This window comes from Ensifer sp. SL37 (genome assembly GCF_026672675.1).
In the GTDB taxonomy this organism is placed as follows: Bacteria; Pseudomonadota; Alphaproteobacteria; order Rhizobiales; family Rhizobiaceae; genus Ensifer; species Ensifer adhaerens.
Map to the genome: position 1 here is coordinate 246,860 of NZ_JAPPRN010000002.1, position 21,423 is coordinate 268,282.

A 21,423-nucleotide genomic window follows, 5' to 3' on the forward strand; every position below is an offset into this window, starting at 1 on the left:
TCTCCATCGCTCACCACCACGCCTCTTGAGCGCAGCAGCATGGAGTGGTTTGAAGCCAGCCCCTGCAGGTCGGCTCCGGGAGGCCCACTCCCATCTTCAACACAGTTGCGCCGGCACACACACAACGCCGGCTCAAGGCACACGCCAATACGGATTCTCCACCCAGCGCTCGACCGTCTCCTCGTCACACAAGTCGTGGACATGCTTCAGGTAATGCAGCCCGACCATCAGCCGCGTCGGCTTGGCGGGGCGGCCGACCGGCCGATAGAACCCTCCGAACGCCTCGTCAAATCGTGCCCATGGGATCACGCCAGACAATCGCACCAGCGCGTGGCGCGGGTTGATGATCGCGTGTTGGTTTCCGCGCGGAACTGAGCCGGTTTTTCCACCGAGAAGTGAGCCACCTCTGAGTATGGTTTTCTGATCAGGGTTTGGTCAAGGGATTGGCTTTTTCTCCTCTCTTCTGGGCCGCAGCGGCCGAGCTGGCTTTGAAGCGGAAGCTGTCGTTGCCGGTTTCCAGGATGTGACAACGATGGGTCAGACGATCGAGGAGAGCGGTCGTCATCTTGGCGTCGCCGAAGACCGTGGCCCATTCGCTGAAGCTGAGGTTGGTGGTGATCACCACGCTGGTCCGCTCGTAGAGCTTGCTCAGCAGGTGGAAGAGTAATGCGCCGCCGGAGGCGCTGAACGGCAGGTATCCCAACTCGTCCAGGATCAGCACGTCGAGCCTGACCAACGTCTCTGCGATCTGGCCCGCCTTGCCCTTGGCCTTTTCCTGCTCGAGCGCGTTGACCAATTCGATGGTCGAGAAGAAGCGGACCTTTCGGCGATGATGCTCGATCGCCTGAATGCCGAGTGCTGTCGCGACATGTGTTTTGCCTGTGCCCGGCCCGCCGACGAGCACGATATTCTGCGCTCCGTCCATGAACTCGCATCGGTGCAACTGGCGCACGGTCGCTTCGTTGATCTCGCTGGCGGCGAAGTCGAAGCCGGAGAGGTCCTTGTAGGCCGGGAAGCGGGCAGCCTTCATGTGATAGGCGATGGATCGAACCTCGCGCTCGGCCATTTCGGCTTTCAGCAACTGGGACAGGACCGGCACGGCCGCGTTGAAGGCCGGAGCCCCTTGCTCGATCAGGTCCGTGACGGCCTGGGCCATGCCATACATCTTCAGGCTGCGCAGCATGATGACGACGGTCGCGCTGGCAGGATCATGACGCATGGCGACCTCCTACGATCCGGACGCGCAAGCCGTCGTAGCGTTCGACATTGGCCTTGGGTTCACGCAGCAAGGTCAGCGCCTGTGGCGTATCGATGTCCGGGCCGTCGGTCGTCTTGCCGTCGATCAGCCGGTGCAGAAGATTCAGCACGTGCGTCTTGGTCGCCACGCCCGCATCCAGAGCCAGTTCCACAGCCCTGACGACGACCTGTTCGTCGTGATGAAGCACAAGCGCGAGGATATCGACCATCTCACGGTCACCGCCAGGGCGGCGAAGCATCTGGTCCTGGAATTGCCGAAAGGCCAACGGCAATTCCAGGAAGGGCGCACCATTGCGCAAGGCACCGGGCTTGCGCTGGATGACCGCAAGGTAATGCCGCCAGTCGTAAATCGTTCGCGGCGGTTTGTCGTGGCTGCGCTCAATGACCCGCGCATGTTCGCATAGGATATTGCCCTCGGCCACAACGACCAGCCGCTCAGGGTAAATCCGCAGGCTGACGGGCCGGTTCGCAAAGGATGCAGGCACACTGTAGCGGTTCCGTTCGAAGGTAATGAGGCATGTCGGTGAGACGCGTTTGCTTTGCTCGACGAAGCCGTCAAAAGCGCTAGGCAACGCCATCAACGCGGCCTGCTCTGCGACCCAAATGTCGGCGATCGTGCCAGGCAAGGTGCCGTGCGATGTCTCCCGCCACAGGTTCTGGCAATGCTGTTCCAGCCAGGCATTCAATGCCGCCAAATCTGGGAAGTCCGGCATCTGTTGCCACAGCCGTGGACGGGCATCCTGGACGTTCTTCTCGACCGGACCCTTCTCCCAGCCTGCCGCCGGATTGCAGAACTCGGGTTCGAAGACGTAGTGGTTCGTCATCGCCAGGAAGCGGATGTTGACCTGCCGCTCCTTGCCCCGTCCCACGCGATCGACCGCCGTCTTCATGTTGTCATAGATGCCGCGACCAGGCACGCCGCCGAACACCCGGAAGCCGTGCCAGTGGGCATCGAACAGCATCTCATGCGTCTGCAGTAAGTAGGCTCTGAGCAGAAAAGCACGGCTGTGCGACAGCTTGATGTGCGCGACCTGAAGCTTCACGCGCTCTCCGCCTATGACGGCATAGTCCTCGCTCCAATCGAACTGGAATGCCTCACCTGGGCGGAAAGACAGCGGAACGAATATGCCGCGGCCCGTCGTCTGCTGCTCACGCTGCCGATCAGCCCGCCAATCACGGGCGAAAGCGGCCACCCGGCCATAAGAGCCGGCAAAGCCAAGAGCCACCAGATCGGCGTGAACCTGCTTCAACGTTCGACGCTGCTTGCGCGACTTCCCGGCCTCGGTCTTCAGCCAGCCGGCCAGTTTATCGGCAAAAGGATCGAGCTTGCTTGGTCGCTCTGGTATCGCGAACTTCGGTTCGATCGTGCCAGCGCTCAAGTACTTCGCGATCGTGTTGCGCGACAATCCGGTTCGTCGGCTGATCTCGCGAACCGACAGCTTCTCGCGCAGTGCCATCCGACGGATGATGTTTAAAAGTCCCATGTGGATCACTCCGTTGCCCCCGTCGCTCACCGCGTTGAGGGGAAGGTTCACATGGCTCAATTCTCAATGGAAATTATGCGCCTAACCGGCTCAGTTCCGCGCGGAAACCAACCGATCGCGTCCAGACGGTCGCGAAAAAGATCATTTCTACCGGAAGAGGGACGAGTTGGCCGCATACCAAAAACACCAGAAATCAGCTACATCACCGACGATTTCCGGCAGTTTCCAATACTTCAAAACAGATGGGAATCCCCTAATTCCAGGGCGTTGGGAGGTTTTTCAGCGCCGACTAGAAAGGGTCCGTTGTGGGTCAAACGTTCCCCAACGAACTGCGGGTTAAAATCAAAATCCGACAAGTTAAAAGCCGAGTTTGAGGTCAGGGGGTGGCCGTCCCGCAGCTCTTGCGGCTGTTCTGCCATTCTACTGTGCTTTCCCGTGGCGGCCTCGTGTCTGACAAAGTGCGAATTTGTCCAACAAGGTACCGGCCCTCTTGGATATCAAGTGCGGTTCCTGCATTCGAGATTGACCTGAGGGAATGTACAAAAGGCGTTGAGGAGATTGATCACCACGTAACTCCCTTTAGCTGACTCTGACGGCCAACGGCTGCCGTACGTCCCTCTGCTCTTCCTCGGATTCATGTTTCTCGCGCCTGCCGGCGAGGTTGTTGGTCACGGGCCATCTCTGAGATTGTCACCACCAGTGTTTCCGCCACAGCGGCTCGCTGACGCGTGTTTGATGGCGCATATGCAGTCTTGGTCGCCTGGGACGAGGTTTCTCGTCTGTAGGGCCTCGAGTCAATCTATAAAACACGCGCATAATAGATCAGTTTCTGATACGTATTTATCTGTACACCTCATCTGAAGACGAGGGCCCTAACAGTGAAATGGAAGGTTCCACCGGTGCCTCCCCTCCCCTCCCGAAAGTTCCGAACGTCTCCGCGGCGCCTACGACCAGTCGTTGGAATCTGCTGCTCACGTGACGATTGGCTATCAGGTCAGTGGAGGCGTCAGGTGCTATTCGTCCGCATCAATCGATGAAAACAGGTTATCGATGCCGCGATGCCCTTCGATGATGTTGACCACCTTGAAACGTTCGACGACATAACGGAAAAAATAACGTATCCTTGGAGCGTACTTAGGCACTCCCCATTCTTGGCCCGGAACTCGTCCGCATCAGCGTCATGAGCATTGGTTCGAGCGAAAATTCGCCGCGCTCAGCCTTGCGCGTCAAATCCGGCAGATAGCCCCGGGCCGAATTGATGTGCCCTGCCCTTTCGAGAATACATGCCATGACGGCTGCGGCATTCTCCGCCCTGAGAATGCTGCAGGCATCATCGTAAGCACTTGGAGGGTCGCCGAGTATCTTTCGAACCACGACGGCTGCCGACAGCAAGTCGCACCAGGTCTTGATCGCACCGTTTGGCCCGTAGTCGACGATCTGCGGGCAGGCTTGGAGCACCATGCCCAAAACGCCTATAATGGCTCCCGCATCGGCCGAATCTCTGGGCTCGAGTTCGCCCCTGCTCTTTTCGAGAGATTGGTTCAAGTTTATGGATGGATTGGGCAATTGAATTCTTGACGTGGCATCCGTTTTGGACAGCATTGCTATCCATGCTTTCGGAATTTTCCCGAGTTTCCAGCCGGTTGATGATCTCGTCACGCAACATTTGCTTTTCGTCGAGGATCGATTCGATATCTGCGACCGTCGGGGTGCGTGGAGTACGTCCGCTCTGCTCGACAAACTTCCCTTCGATGCGTCCCCAATCGCCGGCAGCCCCCTGTCCGATCGTTGCACTTAATAGGTTTCGAACGTCGCGTCGGCAGATCGACAGGGCTTCTTTCACTGCGCGAAAACGCCTGCGTTCGGTAGCCGACGGGCCGCATGCTCCAGTGACCGTTCGCCGTCGGCTAACGAGTTTGTCGCGCCTCACTCGTAGGCTCGGTCCGAGGGGCGGCTTTGATGGCAAGGCACTCAGTGCTGCGCGACATCGCACTTGACTACTCAGCGACATCGCTGGTGACGCGCGGGGCCGACCGGAGGATGGGCGTAGCCCGTCCGTAGGTTGGCCCCGCGCGGCGCGGATTTTTCCGCGCCTTCGGCCGCGACGATTGCCTTAAGTCCTGGATCTTCAACTGCGAGGAAGAGGACCTGGATGCCAGGCAAACCGATCACGGATCAGCAAGCGAGACTGTATATGAGATTGAACAAAAAACATCCTCGGGAAACCGCCGCGGCGATGTCTGGCTTTAGCGCCAGCACCGCCTTTCGGCTCGACAAAGACCCGCGCCTTCCCTCCGAGAAAAAGGCGCAACGCGGCCACGGCTGCGGCCTGCCCGATCCTTTCACCGATCTCTGGGAAAGCGAGGTGGTTCCGCTTCTCGAGCGCGCGCCGAACTTGCGTCCGGTGACCATTCTGCGTGACCTTTGCCTGCGCTACCCCGAGCGCGAGCTGACAGCGGCACGGCGCACTCTTGAGCGGCGCGTGCGGGAATGGAAAGCCGCCCATGGGCCGCAACAGGAAGTGATCTTCCGCCAGAACCATCCACCCGGTCGCCAGGGCATGTCGGACTTTACCGACTGCCGGTCGCTGGGCGTGACCATTGCCGGCGTGCCACTTGACCATCGGCTGTACCACTTCGTTCTGGTTTACAGCGGCTGGGAACACGGTGAAGTCGTTCTGGGCGGCGAGAGTTTTACTGCTCTGGCCAGCGGCCTGCAGAACGCATTGTGGAGCCTGGGTGCTTGTCCGATTGAGCACCGCAGCGATTCGTTGTCGGCGGCTTTCACCAACCGTGCCGACGAGACGCAAGAGGACCTGACCCGGCGTTACGAGGCACTTTGCGCCCATTACCAGATGACGCCGACCCGCAACAACCGCGGCGTCGCCCACGAAAACGGCAGCATTGAAAGCCGCAATGGTCATTTGAAGGACAGGCTCGAACAAGCGTTGCTGTTGCGCGGCTCGGCCGACTTCGCCACGCTCGACGACTACCGCCGCTTCGTCGCCGAGCAGATCAGCAGGCATAATGCCTTGCGCCGACAGGAACTGGCCGTCGAGATGGATCATCTCAGGGCGTTACCGCAACGCAAGACCACCGATTACGATGATGCCGTCGTTGTGGTGACGTCGTCTGGCGGCTTCACCTTGCGCAGGGTCTTCTATACCGCCCCCTCCACCTATATCGGCCACCGCCTGCGGGTCCGGCTCTACGACGATCGCCTGGAATGTTATCTCGCATCCAGCCATGCCTTTACCCTGCCGCGCGGACGTCCACCGTCCAGTGGCAAGAGCGGCCAACACGCACATGTCGTCGATTACCGCCATGTCATTCACAGCCTTCGCCGTAAGCCGCAAGCGCTGGCCAATCTCGTTTACCGCGACCAGTTGTTTCCCCGTGCCGCCTTTGCCCGGACCTGGCAGGCCATGAACAAGAGGCTCGATCAGCGCACCGCCTGCAAAACCATGGTCGGCCTTCTCTGGCTTGCCCATTCCTGCGCATGCGAAGCCGAACTCGCATTGGCATTGGAGATGATCCTCGACGCAAGGAAGCTGCCCGATCTGGCCGCCTTGCAATCCCGCTTCGATGTCGCCGGCAATAGCGTCCCCGACATCGAGGTCGTGCTGCCCACAGCAGCCGACTATGACCGCCTTCTCACAGCAGGAGCAATGCAATGAACACCTCATCCGTCGATGTCGCAAAACTGCCGCTCATGCTGGCGAACTTGCGGCTTCCCACCTTCGCACGCCTCTGGTCTGAACTCACTCAACGGGCCGACCGCGAAGGCTGGCCGGCCGCACGGCTGTTGGCCACGCTTTGCGAATTGGAGATGGCCGAGCGCGTGCAACGGCGCATCCAGCGTCATCTCGCCGAGGCCCGGCTACCAGCCGGAAAAACCCTCGACAGCTTCGACTTCGCAGCCGTTCCCATGATCTCAAAGGCTCATGTCATGGCGCTGGCAGCAGGCGATGCCTGGCTCGCCAAAGGCGGCACGATCCTTATGTTTGGACCGCCAGGATCAGGCAAGACCCACTTGAGTGCGGCCCTCGGTGCTGCTCTCGTCGAAAAAGGCTTGCGGGTTTTGTTCACGAGAACCATCGATCTCGTTCAAAAACTCCAGACGGCCCGGCAGGAACTCGCATTGACAGCCGCCATCGACAAGCTCGACAAATTCGATCTGCTCATCCTTGATGACCTGTCCTACGTTCACAAGGACCAAGCCGAGACCAGTGTGCTGTTCGAGCTCATTGCCGCCAGGTACGAACGGCGATCCATCATGATTACAGCAAACCGGCCATTTGGAGCCTGGGATAGCCTCTTTCCCGACAAAGCCATGACCATCGCCGCCATCGACAGGCTCGTGCACCATGCAACCATCTTCGAGATGAATGTCGAAAGCTTCCGACGCCGAACAGCCACAGAGCAACGGCACTCAGCGACAGTGGCCACCAGCGCCAGCGACATCGATCAGCGACATCGCTCTTGATCAAAAGAAACGGATCAGTCACTACCTAAATGTGGCCGTAGAATCAGTCACCAGCGATGTCGCTCGCTATGTCATCTGCGATGTCGCGCTATAACTCAGGCCGACCGGTGGTGATGTTGAGACGTGGGAAGCTGAGATCAAGGCGGTACTGTGTTTCGCTCTTGACCAATGGGGATACACCAGTCTGCGACCTTTGGTCGGCCAGGCTCGACCCAACACTGTTTTCTGTGCATGGACCGCGATCAGGCTACCTGACCGAGGCGGCCAACCGTGGCACAACTTCGTCGGAAGCGTGCAGTTTTCGCCGCACAAATCGGCGACGCACGCGGCCCGTTCTACAACGATGCGGAGCGAGGACCAGGACGAGCGGCGCGTTTGGTCAACTGGTATTGCTTAGCAAGCGTTAATCCAGCAATCGCCAGGTTCGACCGAGGGCGGTCGTGTTGCAGCAGCTTGTCGATCGCAGATGAAAGAGAACAATGAGGCAGGGTCTTCGGCGGAAGGACTGCCTGACTTGTTCAATGAACGGGCACGATTGCCAGCCCCCCTTCCTCGAAGAAGGGGAACTGTGTTTTGTTGGAAGGCTTATCTATTCTGGATACTTGAACGCAGATTACTCTGGGTAGATGAGGCATACCTGTGCGTTGCCAGATTCAATGCAGACCTCTTCCCCAGCGAGCGCAACATTGGCGGCGGCAGCCGAAATTGTGAAGAAGGCGGTAGTCAAAAGGAGAAACTTTTTCATACTTCATTTTCCTCTTCTAGCAGAGTTTTGTGTGATGACACGCGAAAGCGAAGCCAAATGCTTATGCCTTGGCCTCATCTCCCGCGAGTTCTTTCTAGATCGGCAGTGCGCGTCAGATTGATTGAAATTTATCAGTTTGGAAAAAATACCAAATGGTCCTTTTTAGACACCAAGATGACGAGGAACGCATCGTCTGGCCCGTGCAGGCGTTTGCGCGCTGGATCAACGAAGCTGTGTTTCGCAGGATTGACCAGGGGGAAAACCAATTAGCGGGCGCCTACACCACAACCGATCAGCCTGTCCCTCTAACGCCATCTATGCCGAGCGCTTTTGCCTGATCGCGGCGAATTGCCACCGTTAGCGCTGAGCTGGTATAGCTTTGCATCGCGATCGAAAGGTCGAACGTAAGTTTGCGGCTGATACAACAATTGCGTCGGATGATAGGGGCGATGGAGGGCTCGTTCGCGTGTCAGAGTTTCGGAACCGTCAGAATTGCTGGTTCACGCCTGCAACATGGGGCGGGAAGGCATCGTCTGTGAACATCAGGGCTGTGCCTTTCGACGCGGGGGCATAGGCAACTGGATCAGTCCAAATGCGTCCAGCGCGAGGTGTTCACGGTGGTTGGCTACGCGATGGCATGCCCGGCTGGTTTCGGCGCGATGCTGCTCACAACCCTTCGGGACTCCAAACCGATTTATCCTGGCGGCGTCGGAGCAGGCTTCCATGAGCCGACGTGGTGCAGCTGCGAGCGAAGATAGACGATTTGATTTTGTAATAAAGGCGGCCAGTAGTGCCCTATTCGGCAACTTGGGAACGTGTAGATTCAGCCAGCATTGATGACTTAGATTGAGTGCTGGGCTTCGGGGACAGATGTAGGGGCCCGGCATCCATCCTAATGGGCTCTGCGCGAGTTGTAAGACTGATGTGTCGGCATGCGCAGCGAACCTAGGGGCAACGCACTTTCGTCAGCATCTGACTTCCAGGAAGGCTGGACCCAATGCTCCACGTCACGCACTTTTATCCGTGTGTTGGGAGCTCCCAATTAAGTTCATGACTACATGCTATTTCGTACGTTGGGAAATGGGGCTATCAAACGGGCTGCGGGTAACGGCAGTCTGTTGGGAGCTCCCAACAGACACCATTCAGATTGCTCGTTTCCACAATAAGAAACGCATTGGCGCTTAACCGCTATAAGAGGCGGCCAAGCGGAACCTGAAGAGAACATCAGGAGACGTTCAAGCCTCTGCTTGCTAGATAAGGGTTATCGGATCTGGGTGGAGGCATCCAACTTCGATGCCGTGAACAAAGTGGAGAGGCCCATACTTGAGTCCGCACCCAGTGAGTATGCTCGCTCCCGAAACATCCTCGACGTATAACACGATCACCGAAACCGAATTGCGCCGCATGAAGAAGGGCGCCATCTTCATCAACAACTCTCGCGGCACGGTGGTCGATCTCGATGCGCTTGCGAAAGTCCTGAACGACGGGCATCTGGCGGGTGCCGCGGTGGACGTGTTTCCCAAGGAGCCGGCATCGGACAACGAGCCTTTTGAGACGCCGTTGCAAGGCCTGAGCAATGTCATTCTGACGCCGCATATCGGCGGCTCCCCCGAGGAAGCCCAAGAGCGCATCGGCGGCGAGGTTTCAAGGAAGCTCGTCGAGTATTCCGACATCGGTTCAACGATGGGCTCAACTTTCCGCAAGTACAATTGCCCGAGCGCCCGAACGGCACGCATTTCATTCACGTGCATGAAAACCGCCCCGGAATGCTCATCCAGCTCAACGAGATCTTCGCGTCACGCGGGCTGAACATCGTCGCAGAGTCTCTCTACCGCCTGCGTGACGGACTTGTGTCGAGACTGCTGCATCGCTTCAGGCAGTGGTATGCTTCGATTGGTCGCCTCGGTGAGATAGACTGACCGCAGCCCATATGCCGAAAGCAGCGTTGGGTCGAGCTCCGGCCTGCCTGCGACGGCTTTTCAGGATGAGGTTGACCGGCTGCGGTGTGAGCGCGCGCCGATCGATGGCCCCACTGGTCGATGCGACGGAAGACTGGGCCTTCGTTTACACCAGCTTGATCGAGCCGCTGCTTCAGTGCGGCAACGGGCCGGCCGATCAGCAGCACATGTTCGTCATCGTTGTGCACGGTTGTCTTGGTGCGGCCGAGGCGAATCGAAAAGCAGGGGAGGGGACCCGGGATCCACCGGATCGGCCTGCACGGGATCATCGTCGCTGAGATCCTCGACACGCAGCGCCGCCATTTCCGACCTGCGTCGTCCGCCGGATGCAAATGCCGTCAGAAGCAGTGCCCGATCGCGAAGATCGACAGGGCGCTCGCCGGCGCAGGCCTGCAGCAGCTTTGGCAGCACATCGCCCCCTCTTTCGTTGCCGCGCTCGCGCACTGGCCCGAACGGCGAGACGCAGCGCCGATTTCAGCGAAGGGCCGTTGAAGGATCCGCTGAGGCCGCGCACCGGATCAGGATCGACCAACTTGTAAGGCGGCGCCGAACGGTCTCGGGCGCATGCGGCCCGTCGGCGCGCGGGAGCTGCTGGCCCAGCAGGCCAACTTCAACCTCTGCCGGGATGCCATGGGACCGATCTTCTGCTCGCTTGGCAGGATCCCACAGGTGATCGGCGACAAATTTCAGCAGCAGGCTCTCCGGCGCCGGCCAGGGGAGGGGCGCTGGTGGCGAGGCGGCACCACGCCTCGAGATAGCCGAGGTCAGAGGCAAGCGCCCTCAGCGTGTTGTCGTCGCTCGCCAGATGCTTGAGCGTTGCGACGTCTCCGTCGGTCAGCAGGAGAGCAAGCTGGTCGCGGCGATGAAAGGGCAGAATGGCCTCGAGCGCCTCGAGTTCGTCGGGAACCAGGCGGAGGCCGTAAAGAATTTCTGCCTCGGTGACCGTGGTTGGGCTGATCTGCAAGCCAACCAATGACGGTGGGCTCCGGCATAGGTAGGAGCAACTCGGAGATGATGTTTGTCAAGAACGATCATAGCGTGGAGAAATCCGGAGCGTCACGGATCGGCTCACGCGCGGGAATTTCCAGCTCGACGCCGCCGAGCGGCTGCAATCGCGCGCGGATCGCTCCGGCGCGATTTCCTGCCGCTGTTTCTTGCTGCGCCAACACCATTTTAAAATGTCACATGCCTCGAATTCAATCGACCGGCCATGGGTCGCAGCGCGGACTCGTAGCCTTTCTTTCAATAGCCAAAATTGAACTTCGACGGAGCAGAAGCGAGGCGGAATCGGGAGACGGCCCCGTCCCGAGGGACCGCGCGGCTTGGGGCTTGGGTACAGATTTAGGTCGTCGGTTTCCAAGGTCACCGGATCGGAATTTACTGTTCATTAAGGAATTGGCACCGGTGAAGATCGGCGGACTCTACCAGGTTCGGCGAATTTTTATCGCCTTGCTGTCGTCGGTCTGCAACGATCAACGGTCACCCTCCTGATCCGGGAATGCGCATCGCGCCTGAGCCAGGAACGAGAATGTGTTCGATGACCGACAGACCGGATAAGCTTGCCGTGAGTGACCCGACCTGGCAGAGGGCTGTGGCACGCGAGGCCTCATACGGCCTTTGATCTTGGCAACGCGCATATTTCGGGGAGATATCGCTTCTCCCTGCCGACAGCTCGGATTGAAGCACATGACAGTCTCGGAGAATCTGGTCGTGTACCGCGCTGATGGTTAGACGTTCGCGAGCGGAAAAGATTGCCTCGATCGCAAGCCTGACCACGTCTTCTTGATTGGCCGAGAACGAGCCCATCGAGATAGAGTTTCTCGCGTGCTTTGGAGACGGCCTTGATCGCTTCCGGTCGTCGTTCTTGCAGACCGGGGTTTCCAGGAAGCTGCTGCGCGCCTTCGCCGCCTTGATGCCGGCTTTGGTGCGTTCCGCGATCAGCGCTCGCTCGAGCTGCGCGACCGCACCGAGAACTTGAAGGGAAAACATGCCCTGCGGGGTCGAGGTATCGATGGGATCGCGGATCGACCGGAATGCACGCCTCAAGGTCCTCGATCACCGACAAGAGATGACTCACGGATCTAGCCAGCCGATCGTGTGAACGGTCGTTGAGAAGTGCGGCTATTCGCTGCCGAGAGTTCCACAGAGGTTTTTCGGCAGTGACTTGCTTGTTCTGAAGCGGATGGGATTGGCTGGCCCCTATGCTTGCCTGCGCGCAGGCAAGCATAGGGGCCAGTGCGTCGAGAAGTATACCAAACGGCTTTTGGGTGAAGGGGTGAGGACTGGTGCAGCCGCAGCGCGTGCCGTAATCTTTGCGTCGATTGATGAAGGCAGGCACAGCGCCGAACGAACGGCTAATTCTACCCGGCGCCGCGCCCTACACCGTGCGGAACACGAATGCCGGGTTATTATGGCGCAGACGGAGCCTCGCGTCCATGTCATGACAGCTGCCGAAGGGCGGATGAACATGATACCGGACGCTTCTTTCTCTGCGAACGTTGTCGGACGCAGGTGCTGATCTGCCGATGTTGTGACCGCGGGCAGATTTATTGCGCCGGAGGCTGCGCTCGTGTTGCCCGTGCCGCGCGCCGTCGGGATGTCGCCAGGCGTTATCAGACGAGCCGGAACGGCCGCTTCGCTCATGCAGCCCGCAGCCGCCGATATCGGGCCCGGCACAAAATAGTGACGCACCATGGTTCACTCACCAGCGATGCCGATGTTGATGTAATGGCGGCTTCGGTGACGACACCGAACAAGGCGTCCGACACTGCTGATACGCCGTCCTTGACCGAGCCTGCGATCCCTGAAGGATTGCCGACCGGCGTTCTGGGGCATCATTGTCACTGGTGTGGCCGCTGCTGCTCGCCGTTTGTCCGCCGTGAGCCCCTGCGTCGTCGCCGAGCCATCCCGATGTCCCTATCCAGAGGATGACGATGGCCATATCTGCCGAACTGCAGGCTCAGATCCTGCGCTACCACCATGTCGAGAAGTGGCGGGCCAACACCATTGCCCACCAACTCGGCGTCCACCATCATACCGTTCAATGCGTGCTGGCCCGTTCCGGGCTGGTGCCGCATGGGCCGCGAACTCGGCCAAGCCAGATCGACGCCTATCTGCCGTTCATTCTGGAGACCCTTGAGGCATTCCCCACCCTGACGGCAGCCAGACTCCACGCAATGGTCTGCGAGCGGGGATATCGTGGCGACGGCGGTCACTTCCGCCATATGATCGCCCGCCACCGACCGCGCCAGAAGGCCGAGGCCTATCTGCGCCTGCGCACCCTTCCTGGAGAGCAGGCCCAGGCCGACTGGGGCCACTTTGGACAGATGCAGATCGGTAGGGCACGTCGTCCCCTCATGGCCTTCGTCATCGTGCTGAGCCAGTCCCGCCGGATCTTCCTGCGCTTCTTCCTCGATGCCAGGATGGAAGCGTTTCTGTCCGGTCACGCCGAAGCCTTCGACAGATGGGGCGGGGTTCCCAAGGTCGTGCTCTACGACAATCTGAAGAGTGCCGTGCTCGAGCGTCATGGCGATGCCATCCGCTTCAACCCCACTCTGCTCGCCTTTGCCGCCCATTATCGATACGATCCCCGTCCGGTCGCTGTCGCGCGGGGGAATGAGAAAGGCCGCGTCGAGCGCGCTATTCGCTATATCCGCGACAACTTCTTTGCCGCCCGCAGCTTCAAGGATCTCGATGATCTCAACGCCCAGGCCGATGCCTGGTGCGAGGGCGTTGCCGCCGACAGACTGTGCCCCGGTCTCGATATGACCGTCAGGCAGGCCTTCGCCCTCGAACAGCCCTACCTTTTGCCATTGCCAGACACCTCCTTTGAATGGCCGGCCCAGATCGCTGTTTCCATCGGCAAGACCCCTTACGCCCGCTTCGATCTGAACGACTATTCCGTCCCGCACGCCTACGTCCGGTGCAGCTTGAGCATCGTGGCCACGCAGAAGGAAGTCCGCGTCCTCGATGGTGCGAAGGTCGTTGCCTGTCACGTTCGCAGCTATGACAAGGGTGCTCAGGTGGAGGATGCCGCCCACATCAAGGCTTTGGTTGACGAGAAGCGTGCCGCCCGACGACACAGCGCCACCGATCGGCTGGCTGCCGCCGTTCCCGCCAGCACCGCGCTTCTTGAGCGCGCGGCACAGAACGGTCATTCCCTGCATTCCGCCATCATCGGCCTGAACCGGCTGCTTCAGCACTACGGAGCCCGCGAACTGCAAGCGGGAATCCTGGAGGTCCTGGCGCTCGAAGGGCCATCGCCCCATCCCAATGCCGTCCAGCTGATCCTGGAGCGCCGACGGGAACGGCGGCGCCAACCGCCGTTGCTGCACGTCGCGCTGCCCCGGCATGTCCAGGACAAGGACAGTCCTGTCCGGCCCGCTCGTCTCGACCTCTACGACCAGCTCAAGGAAACCTCAGATGACAAGTCATGATCAAAGCGATGCCCTCAATCGCGCCGCCCGGTTGCACCTGCACGGTCTTGTCGCTCACTGGCAGGACGCGCTTGAAGGCGGGTGGGCGCTGACACTTCTCGACTGGGAGGAGAACGAACGCGCCAGGCGTAGTCTGGAACGACGGCTGAAGGATGCCAGGATCGGACGCTTCAAGCCGCTCTGCGACTTCGATTGGTCCTTTCCGACACGATGCGACCGGCAGTCCATCGAAGCGCTCATGCGTCTCGACTTCATCCGTGACGCCGCCAATGCCGTCTTCATCGGCCCCAACGAAGTCGGCAAGTCAACACTTGCCCGCAACATCGCCCATCATGCCGTCCTCAACGGCCACACCGCCCTGTTTACCAGCGCCGGCCAACTGCTGGGCGAACTGGCTGCCATCGACAGCGCTTCCGCGCTCCGCCGGCGCCTGGCCCATTACATCGCTCCAGCCCTCCTCGTCATCGATGAGGTCGGATATCTCTCCTACACCAACCGGCATGCCGACCTGCTCTTCGAGCTGATCAGCCGACGCTACGAGGCAAAGAGCACCATCGTCACGACCAATCGCAATTTTGCCGACTGGCACGAGGTCTTTCCCAACGCCGCCTGCGTCGTGTCGATGGTCGATCGTCTCGTCCACAATGCCGAAGTCATTGCCATCGAGGGCCAATCCTACCGGCTCAAAGAGGCCACCGAACGATCGGAACTGCGCACCGAGCAGAGAAGGGCGCAAAGGCCATGACAAAAGCCCCCGCGAAACCTGGGTTGCCGCTCTCCTTGTCCGTCGAGATCCCGACAACCTGGACACCGGAACAGGCCCTGGCCGTCTTCGAACTGCTGACCGAAATCCGCGACAGGGTCTGGCACCAATACAACGTCCAGATCCAGACCGAGCTCCAAAACCAGCGCCTGCCAAACAAATGATCTGACAGCCCACCGAAAGCACGCTGCCTTATTCCGATTTCTCGGCAGCGAATAACCGCAGTTTTAGGCGACCGCTAACAGATCGAGGGGGACGACCACGAGGACGTAGCCGATCAGCCGCTTTGGAGGCTGTTGGACGTTAACTGTTTGTCGCTTCGCCATCGCGCTTCTCTCGGCTCGTTCCGTGGCGGTTTGTACAGATAAAGAATGCGTGAGAAATTTACCAGTTGCAAGCGTGTTTTAGATGTTGAGCAGAGCTCCGCCAGTATCAAATCATGGCCCGCGACGAGTGACTGCCTCCATACAGGCAAACGCGCGTCAGCGGGCTTCAGTGGCGGAAATGGCGTAAAAGCAGCGGTTTTGGAGATGGCAGCGGGAAGCATGAGCCTGCACCAGGCGCGCGAAACTCAATTCCGAACAAGGGCAGGGGCCCTGTGCGCCGCGGGCGGCCGTCGAGTTCTGTCTCAGGGAGTTCGGCTTTCCCGACTGAAACCGCGATGGGAGCCCGCAAAACTTCCCCTGATGAAAGAAGAAACTGACGTTCCAGTGGCGCAAGTTGGGCGGCGTCATATTTGAAGGCAGGCCAGCCTTGCTGCGTCCAGTTCCACATCATGAGTTATAGGTTTCCTTTCTATAACTCATTTTCGGCGGAGAACCTGAGCTATAGCAACTGCATCTATAGCTCATTCCCATCGCTAGATGACCAATCGTGCCGCCCGACCCAGCTTGCGCTCCGCATCGTTGTAGTAACGGGCGGCTTGTGTCACGGACTTGTGCAATGATTGTTGCATGGCCTCGGGAAGGGGAATACCCCGGTTGGCAGCTTCCGTAAGATAGCCCGACCGCAACCAATGCGCCGAAAACGACGTGGGATCGAGCCCCGCCTGTTTGCAGCGGCCCTTAAGGATCAAGTTAACCGACTGTGGCGTGAGCGCTCGCCTGTCAATGTTTCCCCATTGGTCAATGCGGCGAAACACAGCGCCCTCCTTGATCTCGGCTTCCTCAAGCCAGCGCCGCAACGCCAGCACCGGCCGGCCGATGAGGATAACATGTTCGTTGTCGTCACTTGTCGTCGTCTTCGTGCGGCCGAGGCGGATCGACAAGCAGGGGAGGGGAGGAGAGGTGGTATCGGCTGGATCCGCTCGCACTGGTTCTTCGTCAACCAGGTCGTCGACGCGCAAGGCCGCGATTTCAGACCGGCGCCTGCCCCCAGAGGCGAAGGCCATCAGAAGCAGCGCCCGATCGCGCAGGTCGACCGTGCGCTCGCCGGCGCAGACCGAGAGCAGCTTCGCCAGGACATCGCCGGTCACCGCCTTTTTGCTCTTTCGTTGACGCGGCCGGCCGCTCGCACGAACCGCAAGTCGCAGCGCCGATTTGAGCGACGGCCCATCGAAGGCTCCGGTCAGGCCGCGCCAACGGGTCAATATTGACCAGCTCGTCAGCCAACGGCGAACGGTACTTCGAGAATGCGGCCCTTCGGCGCGCAGCAGCCTCTGCGAACGCAAGCCAGCTTCCACCTCCACCGGCGTGCAATGGTTTGGATCTTCCGCGCGTTTTTCCGGATCCCAAAGATGGTGGGCAACGAACTTCAGGAGCAGGCTCTCGGGCGCCGGCCAGGCGAGGGGGCTGCCCGTGGCGAGCTGGCACCAAGCCTCCAGATAGCCGAGATCAGAGGCAAGCGCCCTGAGCGTGTTGTCGCCCATGCCTTCGCTGGCAAGATACTTGAGCGTCGCGACGTCTTCGTCGGTGAGAAGGGCGGCGAGCAGATCGCGCCGATCGAAGGGTAGGATGGCATCGAGCGCGTCGAGTTCCTCGGCGCGCCGCTCTGTTTTCGACGCTGTAGGATCAATGCTCATGCTCGAAGGGCCCCAGCACCTGGATTCGCTCGGCACGGGCTGCCCCGGCGAGTTTGCGGTCAAGGGTGGCAAGCGGCCGGGATTGACGGACTGCAACATCGAGATAGGCGGCATCATAGGCGCTCAGGCCGTGCGCGCTTGCTAGTTCCAGCACTGATCCGTCCTGACCGGCGCCAGTGTCCTCGAGAGGCAGCCGGCGGAGCCGAGCCATCGCGTTCAGCGCCTGACCGGGGGCGATCCTCTGTCGACGCTCAGCGCTGATCAAAATGCTGCGCGTCTCGTGCCAGAACAGGTTGGGTACCGGGCAAGGGCTGGAGATGCCAGCGATGAGACGCTCGGCCGCCTCGCTGTATTCCTCCGGCAACAGCCAGGCAGCCGCAGTCGATGCGTCGAGAACAAAGACGGTCAAAACTTTTGTCCCTCGCGTTTCCAATCGAGGATCTCGTCGTTGGTGACTGGTTTTGCCCGCATCCTGGCCGCGCGCACTTCTGCGATCAGCGTCGTGCGCTCGGTTTCTTTCTGAACGCGAGAGAGTCGTGCGACCGGATCATTGCCGCGAGATATGATGACCTCTTCGCCGGCTTCGACGCGCGCCAGTAGCTCAGAGAGATGGGCTTTGGCTTCGGCTACCTTGACGGTGACGCTCATGGCAAACTCCGCTTGAAATAAAGTTTCGTCGCGCAGGTTGCGGACGATCTCGAATTTGTGCTTCTGCCCAAAGATAGAGGGTGTTAAAGGGTTGGTCAACCTGTAGACCATATTAGTATCGATACTTGAAACCCATCGATAATGAGCGACGGCTGAGAACGACGTCAGACTGACGGAAATGATTGTCGCATTCGTTTCTGTTTCTGAATTTTAAGACGTTAATTCCGATGGTTAATAATCTCCTAGTTGGCGAAGTGCGTAGTAACCGGGGCAGATTTTGTGGCGGTGCTGATGAGATAGGCAAAAGCTCTATATGCGCAGCCTAGCACAGACGGGTTGAGTCGCGGAAGCACGGCGGGCATTGGGTCGAGGAGGGAGCAGTCTTGCGGCGTCGTGCACACATGTCGGTGGCATCGACGCTGAACCAAGGCAGTTCTTCTAGCCAGGGCCGTTTGTAAAGTGGAGAGGCGTGTTCAAGCCTTAGCCGCGACCAGAGTGGCCAGCGGCGGGATGGGCGGACCGTCGAGTTGCAGGCGGTCGCCGAGATAGTGCCAGGAACGACAGGCCGAGCTTCCGGCAGGTTTTCATCAGCCCGAGCATGGTGTCGCGCGCCACGCGGCCCTCTCGGCTCATCGTGCCACCGGAGACCTTGCGCTTGGTGACGAAGCTGCGCAGATCGTTCTCCGACGCATTGGTGTGGAGCGGCGTTCCCGGTCGTTCCAGCGCCTTGAGCAGTTCGTCCTTGCGGCGAAACAGGCGCGCCAAAAGCTTGTCGAGATCCTCGTAACCGGTACTGAGCGAGAAGATGCGGTCGAAGCGTTTGTGGAACGCGGCAGCGAGCCCAGGCGGCGGCTTCCGTTTGACGCTCTTCAGCGCCCGGTAGAACTGCCACACGAGATCGCGCACCGTCTCGACCAGACGCACCTGCCGCGGCGTTGTCGGCATTAGCTTTTGCAGCAGCCGCTCCGCATGCACCCAACAGAGCGCATGGTTGCCGACCCGAAACTGGCCGGCGTCGTCGGAGACGATGACGGTATCACCGATGAGACCATGATGGCGGATCGATCCCCAGATGCCGGCTTCCGCCAGCACACGCACCGCCTGCCGGTCGAAGATGTCGATCCCCCTGGCAGCCAAATGCTCGAGGAACGGCACCTGGTTGCAGAAATGTTTTGGTTCATGGCTGCGGATTTTGGCGACCAGCGCCGGCTCGACGCGACGGCGATCGAGATAGTCGAAGGCGGCGTCGTTGAGGACATAGTCCTGATAGCTGCCTCTGAGCAGCGACAGGAAGTTCAGTCGGGACTTGGAGGGCGTGGTGCGGAAATTGGTGAACTGCGCCCCGCCGATCTGGGTCGTATGGAAATTGGCGCGCGCATGCCGGGCGCCGGTATCGTCGACGGTGATATAGGGTGCCGAAAGCAACCCGGCATGCAGTACCGCCGCATCCTCGGCGACAAAGCTGTCCAGCCCTTGGGTCATCAGCCGCACGACCTGGCGCTTGGAGACGTCGACGCCGACATCGTTGAGCAGCGTCGTCAGCCGCTCCATCGTCACCTGTCCTTGCGCGTGCAACATCAGGCAAAAGAGCTATGACGGAAACTGGGTGATGACGGCTTGATGAGGGCGGCGTATCGAGGCGGGTGACAAGCCTGCCAGAACCTCATGAAAGAGCGATACGCCATGAAGACAGATAGCACTGTTGTTTCCTTTCCGCATCCCGAGACGCTCGATGATCCCCTGACATCGGTTCTACGCGAAGGCGCGCGCCGGCTTCTGGCACAGGCCGTGGAGGCGGAAGCCGAGGCGTTTCTTGCGGCCATGGCCAGCGAACGCCTGAGCGATGGGCGGGACCGGGTGGTGCGGCACGGCCATGGGCCTGAAAGAACGATCCAGACGGGGATCGGTCCGGTTGCGGTGCGCCGCGTCAAGCTGCGCGACCGGGCTTTGGAGACTTGCGGCGAGGATCGCATCACCTTCACGTCGGCGATCCTGCCGAAGTGGGCACGACGCACGAAGAGCCTCGACGCTCTGCTGCCGGTCCTTTACCTGCGCGGCATCTCGACCGGCGATTTCCAGGAGGCGCTTGCCGCCTTACTCGGCAAGGACGCACCGAACCTGTCCCCCTCGGTGATTGGCCGGCTGAAGGAGGAGTGGCAGGCCGACTATGATCGCTGGCAACGCCGCGACCTGTCAGCCCGCCGCTACGTCTACATCTGGGCCGACGGGGTCTATCTTCAGGCACGCATGGAGGACGATGCCGCTTGCATGCTGGTCGTCATCGGCGCGACGCCGGAAGGCAAGAAGGAACTTGTCGGCTTTCAAGTCGGCGTGCGCGAAAGCACCCAGAGCTGGCGCGAGCTGCTCGTCGGGCTGAAGGCCCGCGGGCTTTCGATTGCGCCAGAAATTGCCGTGGGCGACGGCGCGCTCGGCTTCTGGAAGGCGCTGGAGGAGATATTCCCTTCGACCCGCCATCAACGGTGCTGGCAACACAAGCTCCTCAACATCCTCAACAAGGTGCCGAAGTCGGTGCAGCCGAACATGAAGGCCGATCTCAGGGAGGTCCGCGATGCCCCGGATCGGGCAACCGCCGAGGTCGCGATCGCCGTCTTCGTCGACAAATACAAGGCCAAATATCCCAAGGCCGTCAACTGCCTGACGAAGGACCACGAGGCATTGCTGACCGTCTTCGACTTCCCGGCCGAACACTGGGACCATCTGCGCACCTCGAACCCGATCGAAAGCGTCTTCGCCACCGTCAGGCACCGCACGGTGCGAACCAAGGGAGGCCTGTCCCACAACACAGCACGGCTCATGGTCTTCAAGCTCGTCATGAGCGCCGCCAAAACCTGGCGCCGGCTGAAGGGCGAAAATCAGTTGCCAAAGGTCATCGCCGGCGTCAAATTCACCGACGGTGTCGCCGAAACGACGACCCCTGACCATCGCGCCGCCTGATCGGCCTCGTCACCCATTTCCCGCCATAGCTCCAGGCAAAACCGTCGCAGGTTGGCGCCGTAGCTGCCGATGATTCCTGCAGGCAATGGCGCAAGCAGCATCTTGCCGTCCGGTGTCAGCCAGCACTCGCGCCGGTAATGAACGACCTCAGCCGAGATGATCAGGTCACGCACATGGCAGCTCTTGTAGCCCTTGAAACGGGAACCTGGAGGCGGCGTCATGCGGAGCACTTCTTCCCGGCTCACTTGGCTGATGTCGAGCTTCGGGCCGCGCGGCTTCTTCTTGGCTGCCGGCGGATCATCCTGTTTGAAATCCGTCGCCTTCTCCATGCCCGACGGGCGAAACGGCGACCGCGGCGGCAGGTTCTTCAGTCTGGCGATCTCATCGCGCAAGAGCTGGTTCTCCACCTTCAGGCGGGTGTTTTCCTGGCGCAGCGCTGCATTCTCTTCGCGAAGCTCCGCGTTCTCGGCGCGAAGCTTCGTGACTTCCGCGGAGAGCTCCCTGACCTCACTGACCAGGCCCGTCACAAGCGAACGCAACGCATTCAGCGACAGCGTGTCGGCGTGCTCGGGAGAGGGGAGGCGCTTCTTCGGCATGACCGAAGCGAATCTGATTTGCGCCCAAGGCGGAATCCTTGACCCATCGCCAACGGCTCATATCGCCCGCTTATGC

The 21,423-nt window shown here is 60.1% G+C and carries 15 protein-coding genes and 8 pseudogenes; 8 read left to right on the forward strand and 15 right to left on the reverse strand.

The genetic code is table 11. The features are described from left to right. Positions 1-141: 141 nt before the first annotated feature. The 5 genes and pseudogenes from OVA00_RS09020 to repC form a co-directional block, all read right to left on the reverse strand. A pseudogene (locus tag OVA00_RS09020) lies at positions 142-348 on the reverse strand (transposase); the annotation flags it as partial. A gap of 76 nt (positions 349-424) precedes the next feature. Further along, positions 425-1,219, reverse strand: a complete 795-nt coding sequence (gene istB, locus OVA00_RS09025; RefSeq protein ID WP_268088649.1) for an IS21-like element helper ATPase IstB — start codon at positions 1,217-1,219, stop codon at positions 425-427. Further along, a complete protein-coding gene (istA, locus tag OVA00_RS09030) occupies positions 1,209-2,741 on the reverse strand; it encodes an IS21 family transposase (protein WP_268088650.1) in 1,533 nt (510 codons plus the stop codon). The genes istB (OVA00_RS09025) and istA (OVA00_RS09030) overlap by 11 nt, the downstream gene beginning before the upstream one ends. A 233-nt stretch (positions 2,742-2,974) precedes the next feature. Further along, the gene (locus OVA00_RS09035; RefSeq protein ID WP_268088651.1) at positions 2,975-3,160 is read right to left on the reverse strand and encodes a hypothetical protein; all 186 of its coding nucleotides are present in this window, start codon (positions 3,158-3,160) and stop codon (positions 2,975-2,977) included. Between the two features lie 715 nt (positions 3,161-3,875). Then, the gene (repC, locus tag OVA00_RS09040) at positions 3,876-4,343 is read right to left on the reverse strand and encodes a replication initiation protein RepC (RefSeq protein ID WP_268088652.1); all 468 of its coding nucleotides are present in this window, start codon (positions 4,341-4,343) and stop codon (positions 3,876-3,878) included. 550 nt (positions 4,344-4,893) lie between these two features. Here repC and istA (OVA00_RS09045) point away from each other — a divergent pair. The 3 genes and pseudogenes from istA (OVA00_RS09045) to OVA00_RS39995 all read left to right on the forward strand — a co-directional run. Further along, on the forward strand, positions 4,894-6,417 hold the full coding sequence (gene istA, locus OVA00_RS09045) for an IS21 family transposase (protein ID WP_442780475.1): 1,524 nt from the start codon (positions 4,894-4,896) through the stop codon (positions 6,415-6,417). Beyond that, positions 6,414-7,226: an IS21-like element helper ATPase IstB gene (istB, locus tag OVA00_RS09050; protein ID WP_268088654.1), complete on the forward strand. Its 813-nt coding sequence runs from the start codon at positions 6,414-6,416 to the stop codon at positions 7,224-7,226. Before istA (OVA00_RS09045) ends, istB (OVA00_RS09050) begins: the two co-directional genes overlap by 4 nt. Before the next feature lie 200 nt (positions 7,227-7,426). Continuing rightward, a pseudogene (locus OVA00_RS39995) lies at positions 7,427-7,607 on the forward strand (integrase); the annotation flags it as partial. A gap of 232 nt (positions 7,608-7,839) precedes the next feature. Here OVA00_RS39995 and OVA00_RS09055 read toward each other — a convergent pair. Then, entirely contained in the window at positions 7,840-7,971 is a 132-nt protein-coding gene (locus OVA00_RS09055) for a hypothetical protein (RefSeq protein ID WP_268088655.1), read from the reverse strand. Positions 7,972-9,309: 1,338 nt separating this feature from the next. Here OVA00_RS09055 and OVA00_RS09060 point away from each other — a divergent pair. Further along, positions 9,310-9,800: pseudogene (locus OVA00_RS09060) on the forward strand (NAD(P)-dependent oxidoreductase); the annotation flags it as partial. Here OVA00_RS09060 and OVA00_RS09065 read toward each other — a convergent pair. The 3 pseudogenes from OVA00_RS09065 to OVA00_RS09075 form a co-directional block, all read right to left on the reverse strand. Beyond that, positions 9,768-10,857: pseudogene (locus OVA00_RS09065) on the reverse strand (integrase). The pseudogenes OVA00_RS09060 and OVA00_RS09065 overlap by 33 nt on opposite strands. Positions 10,858-10,960: 103 nt before the next feature. Then, positions 10,961-11,175: pseudogene (locus OVA00_RS09070) on the reverse strand (FitA-like ribbon-helix-helix domain-containing protein). Between the two features lie 549 nt (positions 11,176-11,724). Further along, positions 11,725-12,024: pseudogene (locus tag OVA00_RS09075) on the reverse strand (recombinase family protein); the annotation flags it as partial. 838 nt (positions 12,025-12,862) lie between these two features. On the opposite strand from OVA00_RS09075, the gene istA (OVA00_RS09080) reads away from it, so the two are divergent. The 3 genes from istA (OVA00_RS09080) to OVA00_RS09090 are packed head-to-tail and all read left to right on the forward strand — an operon-like array spanning position 12,863 to position 15,292. Beyond that, positions 12,863-14,365 carry an IS21 family transposase gene (istA, locus tag OVA00_RS09080; RefSeq protein ID WP_268088656.1) on the forward strand — a complete coding sequence of 501 codons (1,503 nt, stop codon included), beginning with the start codon at positions 12,863-12,865 and terminating at the stop codon, positions 14,363-14,365. Further along, a complete protein-coding gene (gene istB / locus OVA00_RS09085) occupies positions 14,352-15,110 on the forward strand; it encodes an IS21-like element helper ATPase IstB (RefSeq protein ID WP_268088657.1) in 759 nt (252 codons plus the stop codon). The genes istA (OVA00_RS09080) and istB (OVA00_RS09085) overlap by 14 nt, the downstream gene beginning before the upstream one ends. Beyond that, a complete protein-coding gene (locus OVA00_RS09090) occupies positions 15,107-15,292 on the forward strand; it encodes a hypothetical protein (RefSeq protein WP_268088658.1) in 186 nt (61 codons plus the stop codon). The genes istB (OVA00_RS09085) and OVA00_RS09090 overlap by 4 nt, the downstream gene beginning before the upstream one ends. A gap of 328 nt (positions 15,293-15,620) precedes the next feature. On the opposite strand, the gene OVA00_RS40000 is transcribed toward OVA00_RS09090, so the two are convergent. The 5 genes and pseudogenes from OVA00_RS40000 to OVA00_RS09115 all read right to left on the reverse strand — a co-directional run. Continuing rightward, positions 15,621-15,905, reverse strand: a complete 285-nt coding sequence (locus OVA00_RS40000; protein WP_442780476.1) for a DUF4172 domain-containing protein — start codon at positions 15,903-15,905, stop codon at positions 15,621-15,623. Positions 15,906-15,987: 82 nt separating this feature from the next. Next, positions 15,988-17,148, reverse strand: a complete 1,161-nt coding sequence (locus OVA00_RS09100; protein ID WP_268088659.1) for a site-specific integrase — start codon at positions 17,146-17,148, stop codon at positions 15,988-15,990. Continuing rightward, positions 17,138-17,557: a type II toxin-antitoxin system VapC family toxin gene (locus OVA00_RS09105; RefSeq protein WP_268088660.1), complete on the reverse strand. Its 420-nt coding sequence runs from the start codon at positions 17,555-17,557 to the stop codon at positions 17,138-17,140. Before OVA00_RS09105 ends, OVA00_RS09100 begins: the two co-directional genes overlap by 11 nt. Continuing rightward, positions 17,554-17,796 carry a type II toxin-antitoxin system Phd/YefM family antitoxin gene (locus OVA00_RS09110; protein ID WP_268088868.1) on the reverse strand — a complete coding sequence of 81 codons (243 nt, stop codon included), beginning with the start codon at positions 17,794-17,796 and terminating at the stop codon, positions 17,554-17,556. Before OVA00_RS09110 ends, OVA00_RS09105 begins: the two co-directional genes overlap by 4 nt. A gap of 473 nt (positions 17,797-18,269) precedes the next feature. Then, positions 18,270-19,380: pseudogene (locus tag OVA00_RS09115) on the reverse strand (IS66 family transposase); the annotation flags it as partial. Between the two features lie 99 nt (positions 19,381-19,479). On the opposite strand from OVA00_RS09115, the gene OVA00_RS09120 reads away from it, so the two are divergent. Continuing rightward, positions 19,480-20,751 carry an IS256 family transposase gene (locus OVA00_RS09120; RefSeq protein ID WP_268088860.1) on the forward strand — a complete coding sequence of 424 codons (1,272 nt, stop codon included), beginning with the start codon at positions 19,480-19,482 and terminating at the stop codon, positions 20,749-20,751. A gap of 26 nt (positions 20,752-20,777) precedes the next feature. Here OVA00_RS09120 and OVA00_RS09125 read toward each other — a convergent pair. Next, positions 20,778-21,347: pseudogene (locus tag OVA00_RS09125) on the reverse strand (IS66 family transposase); the annotation flags it as partial. Positions 21,348-21,423: the final 76 nt, after the last annotated feature.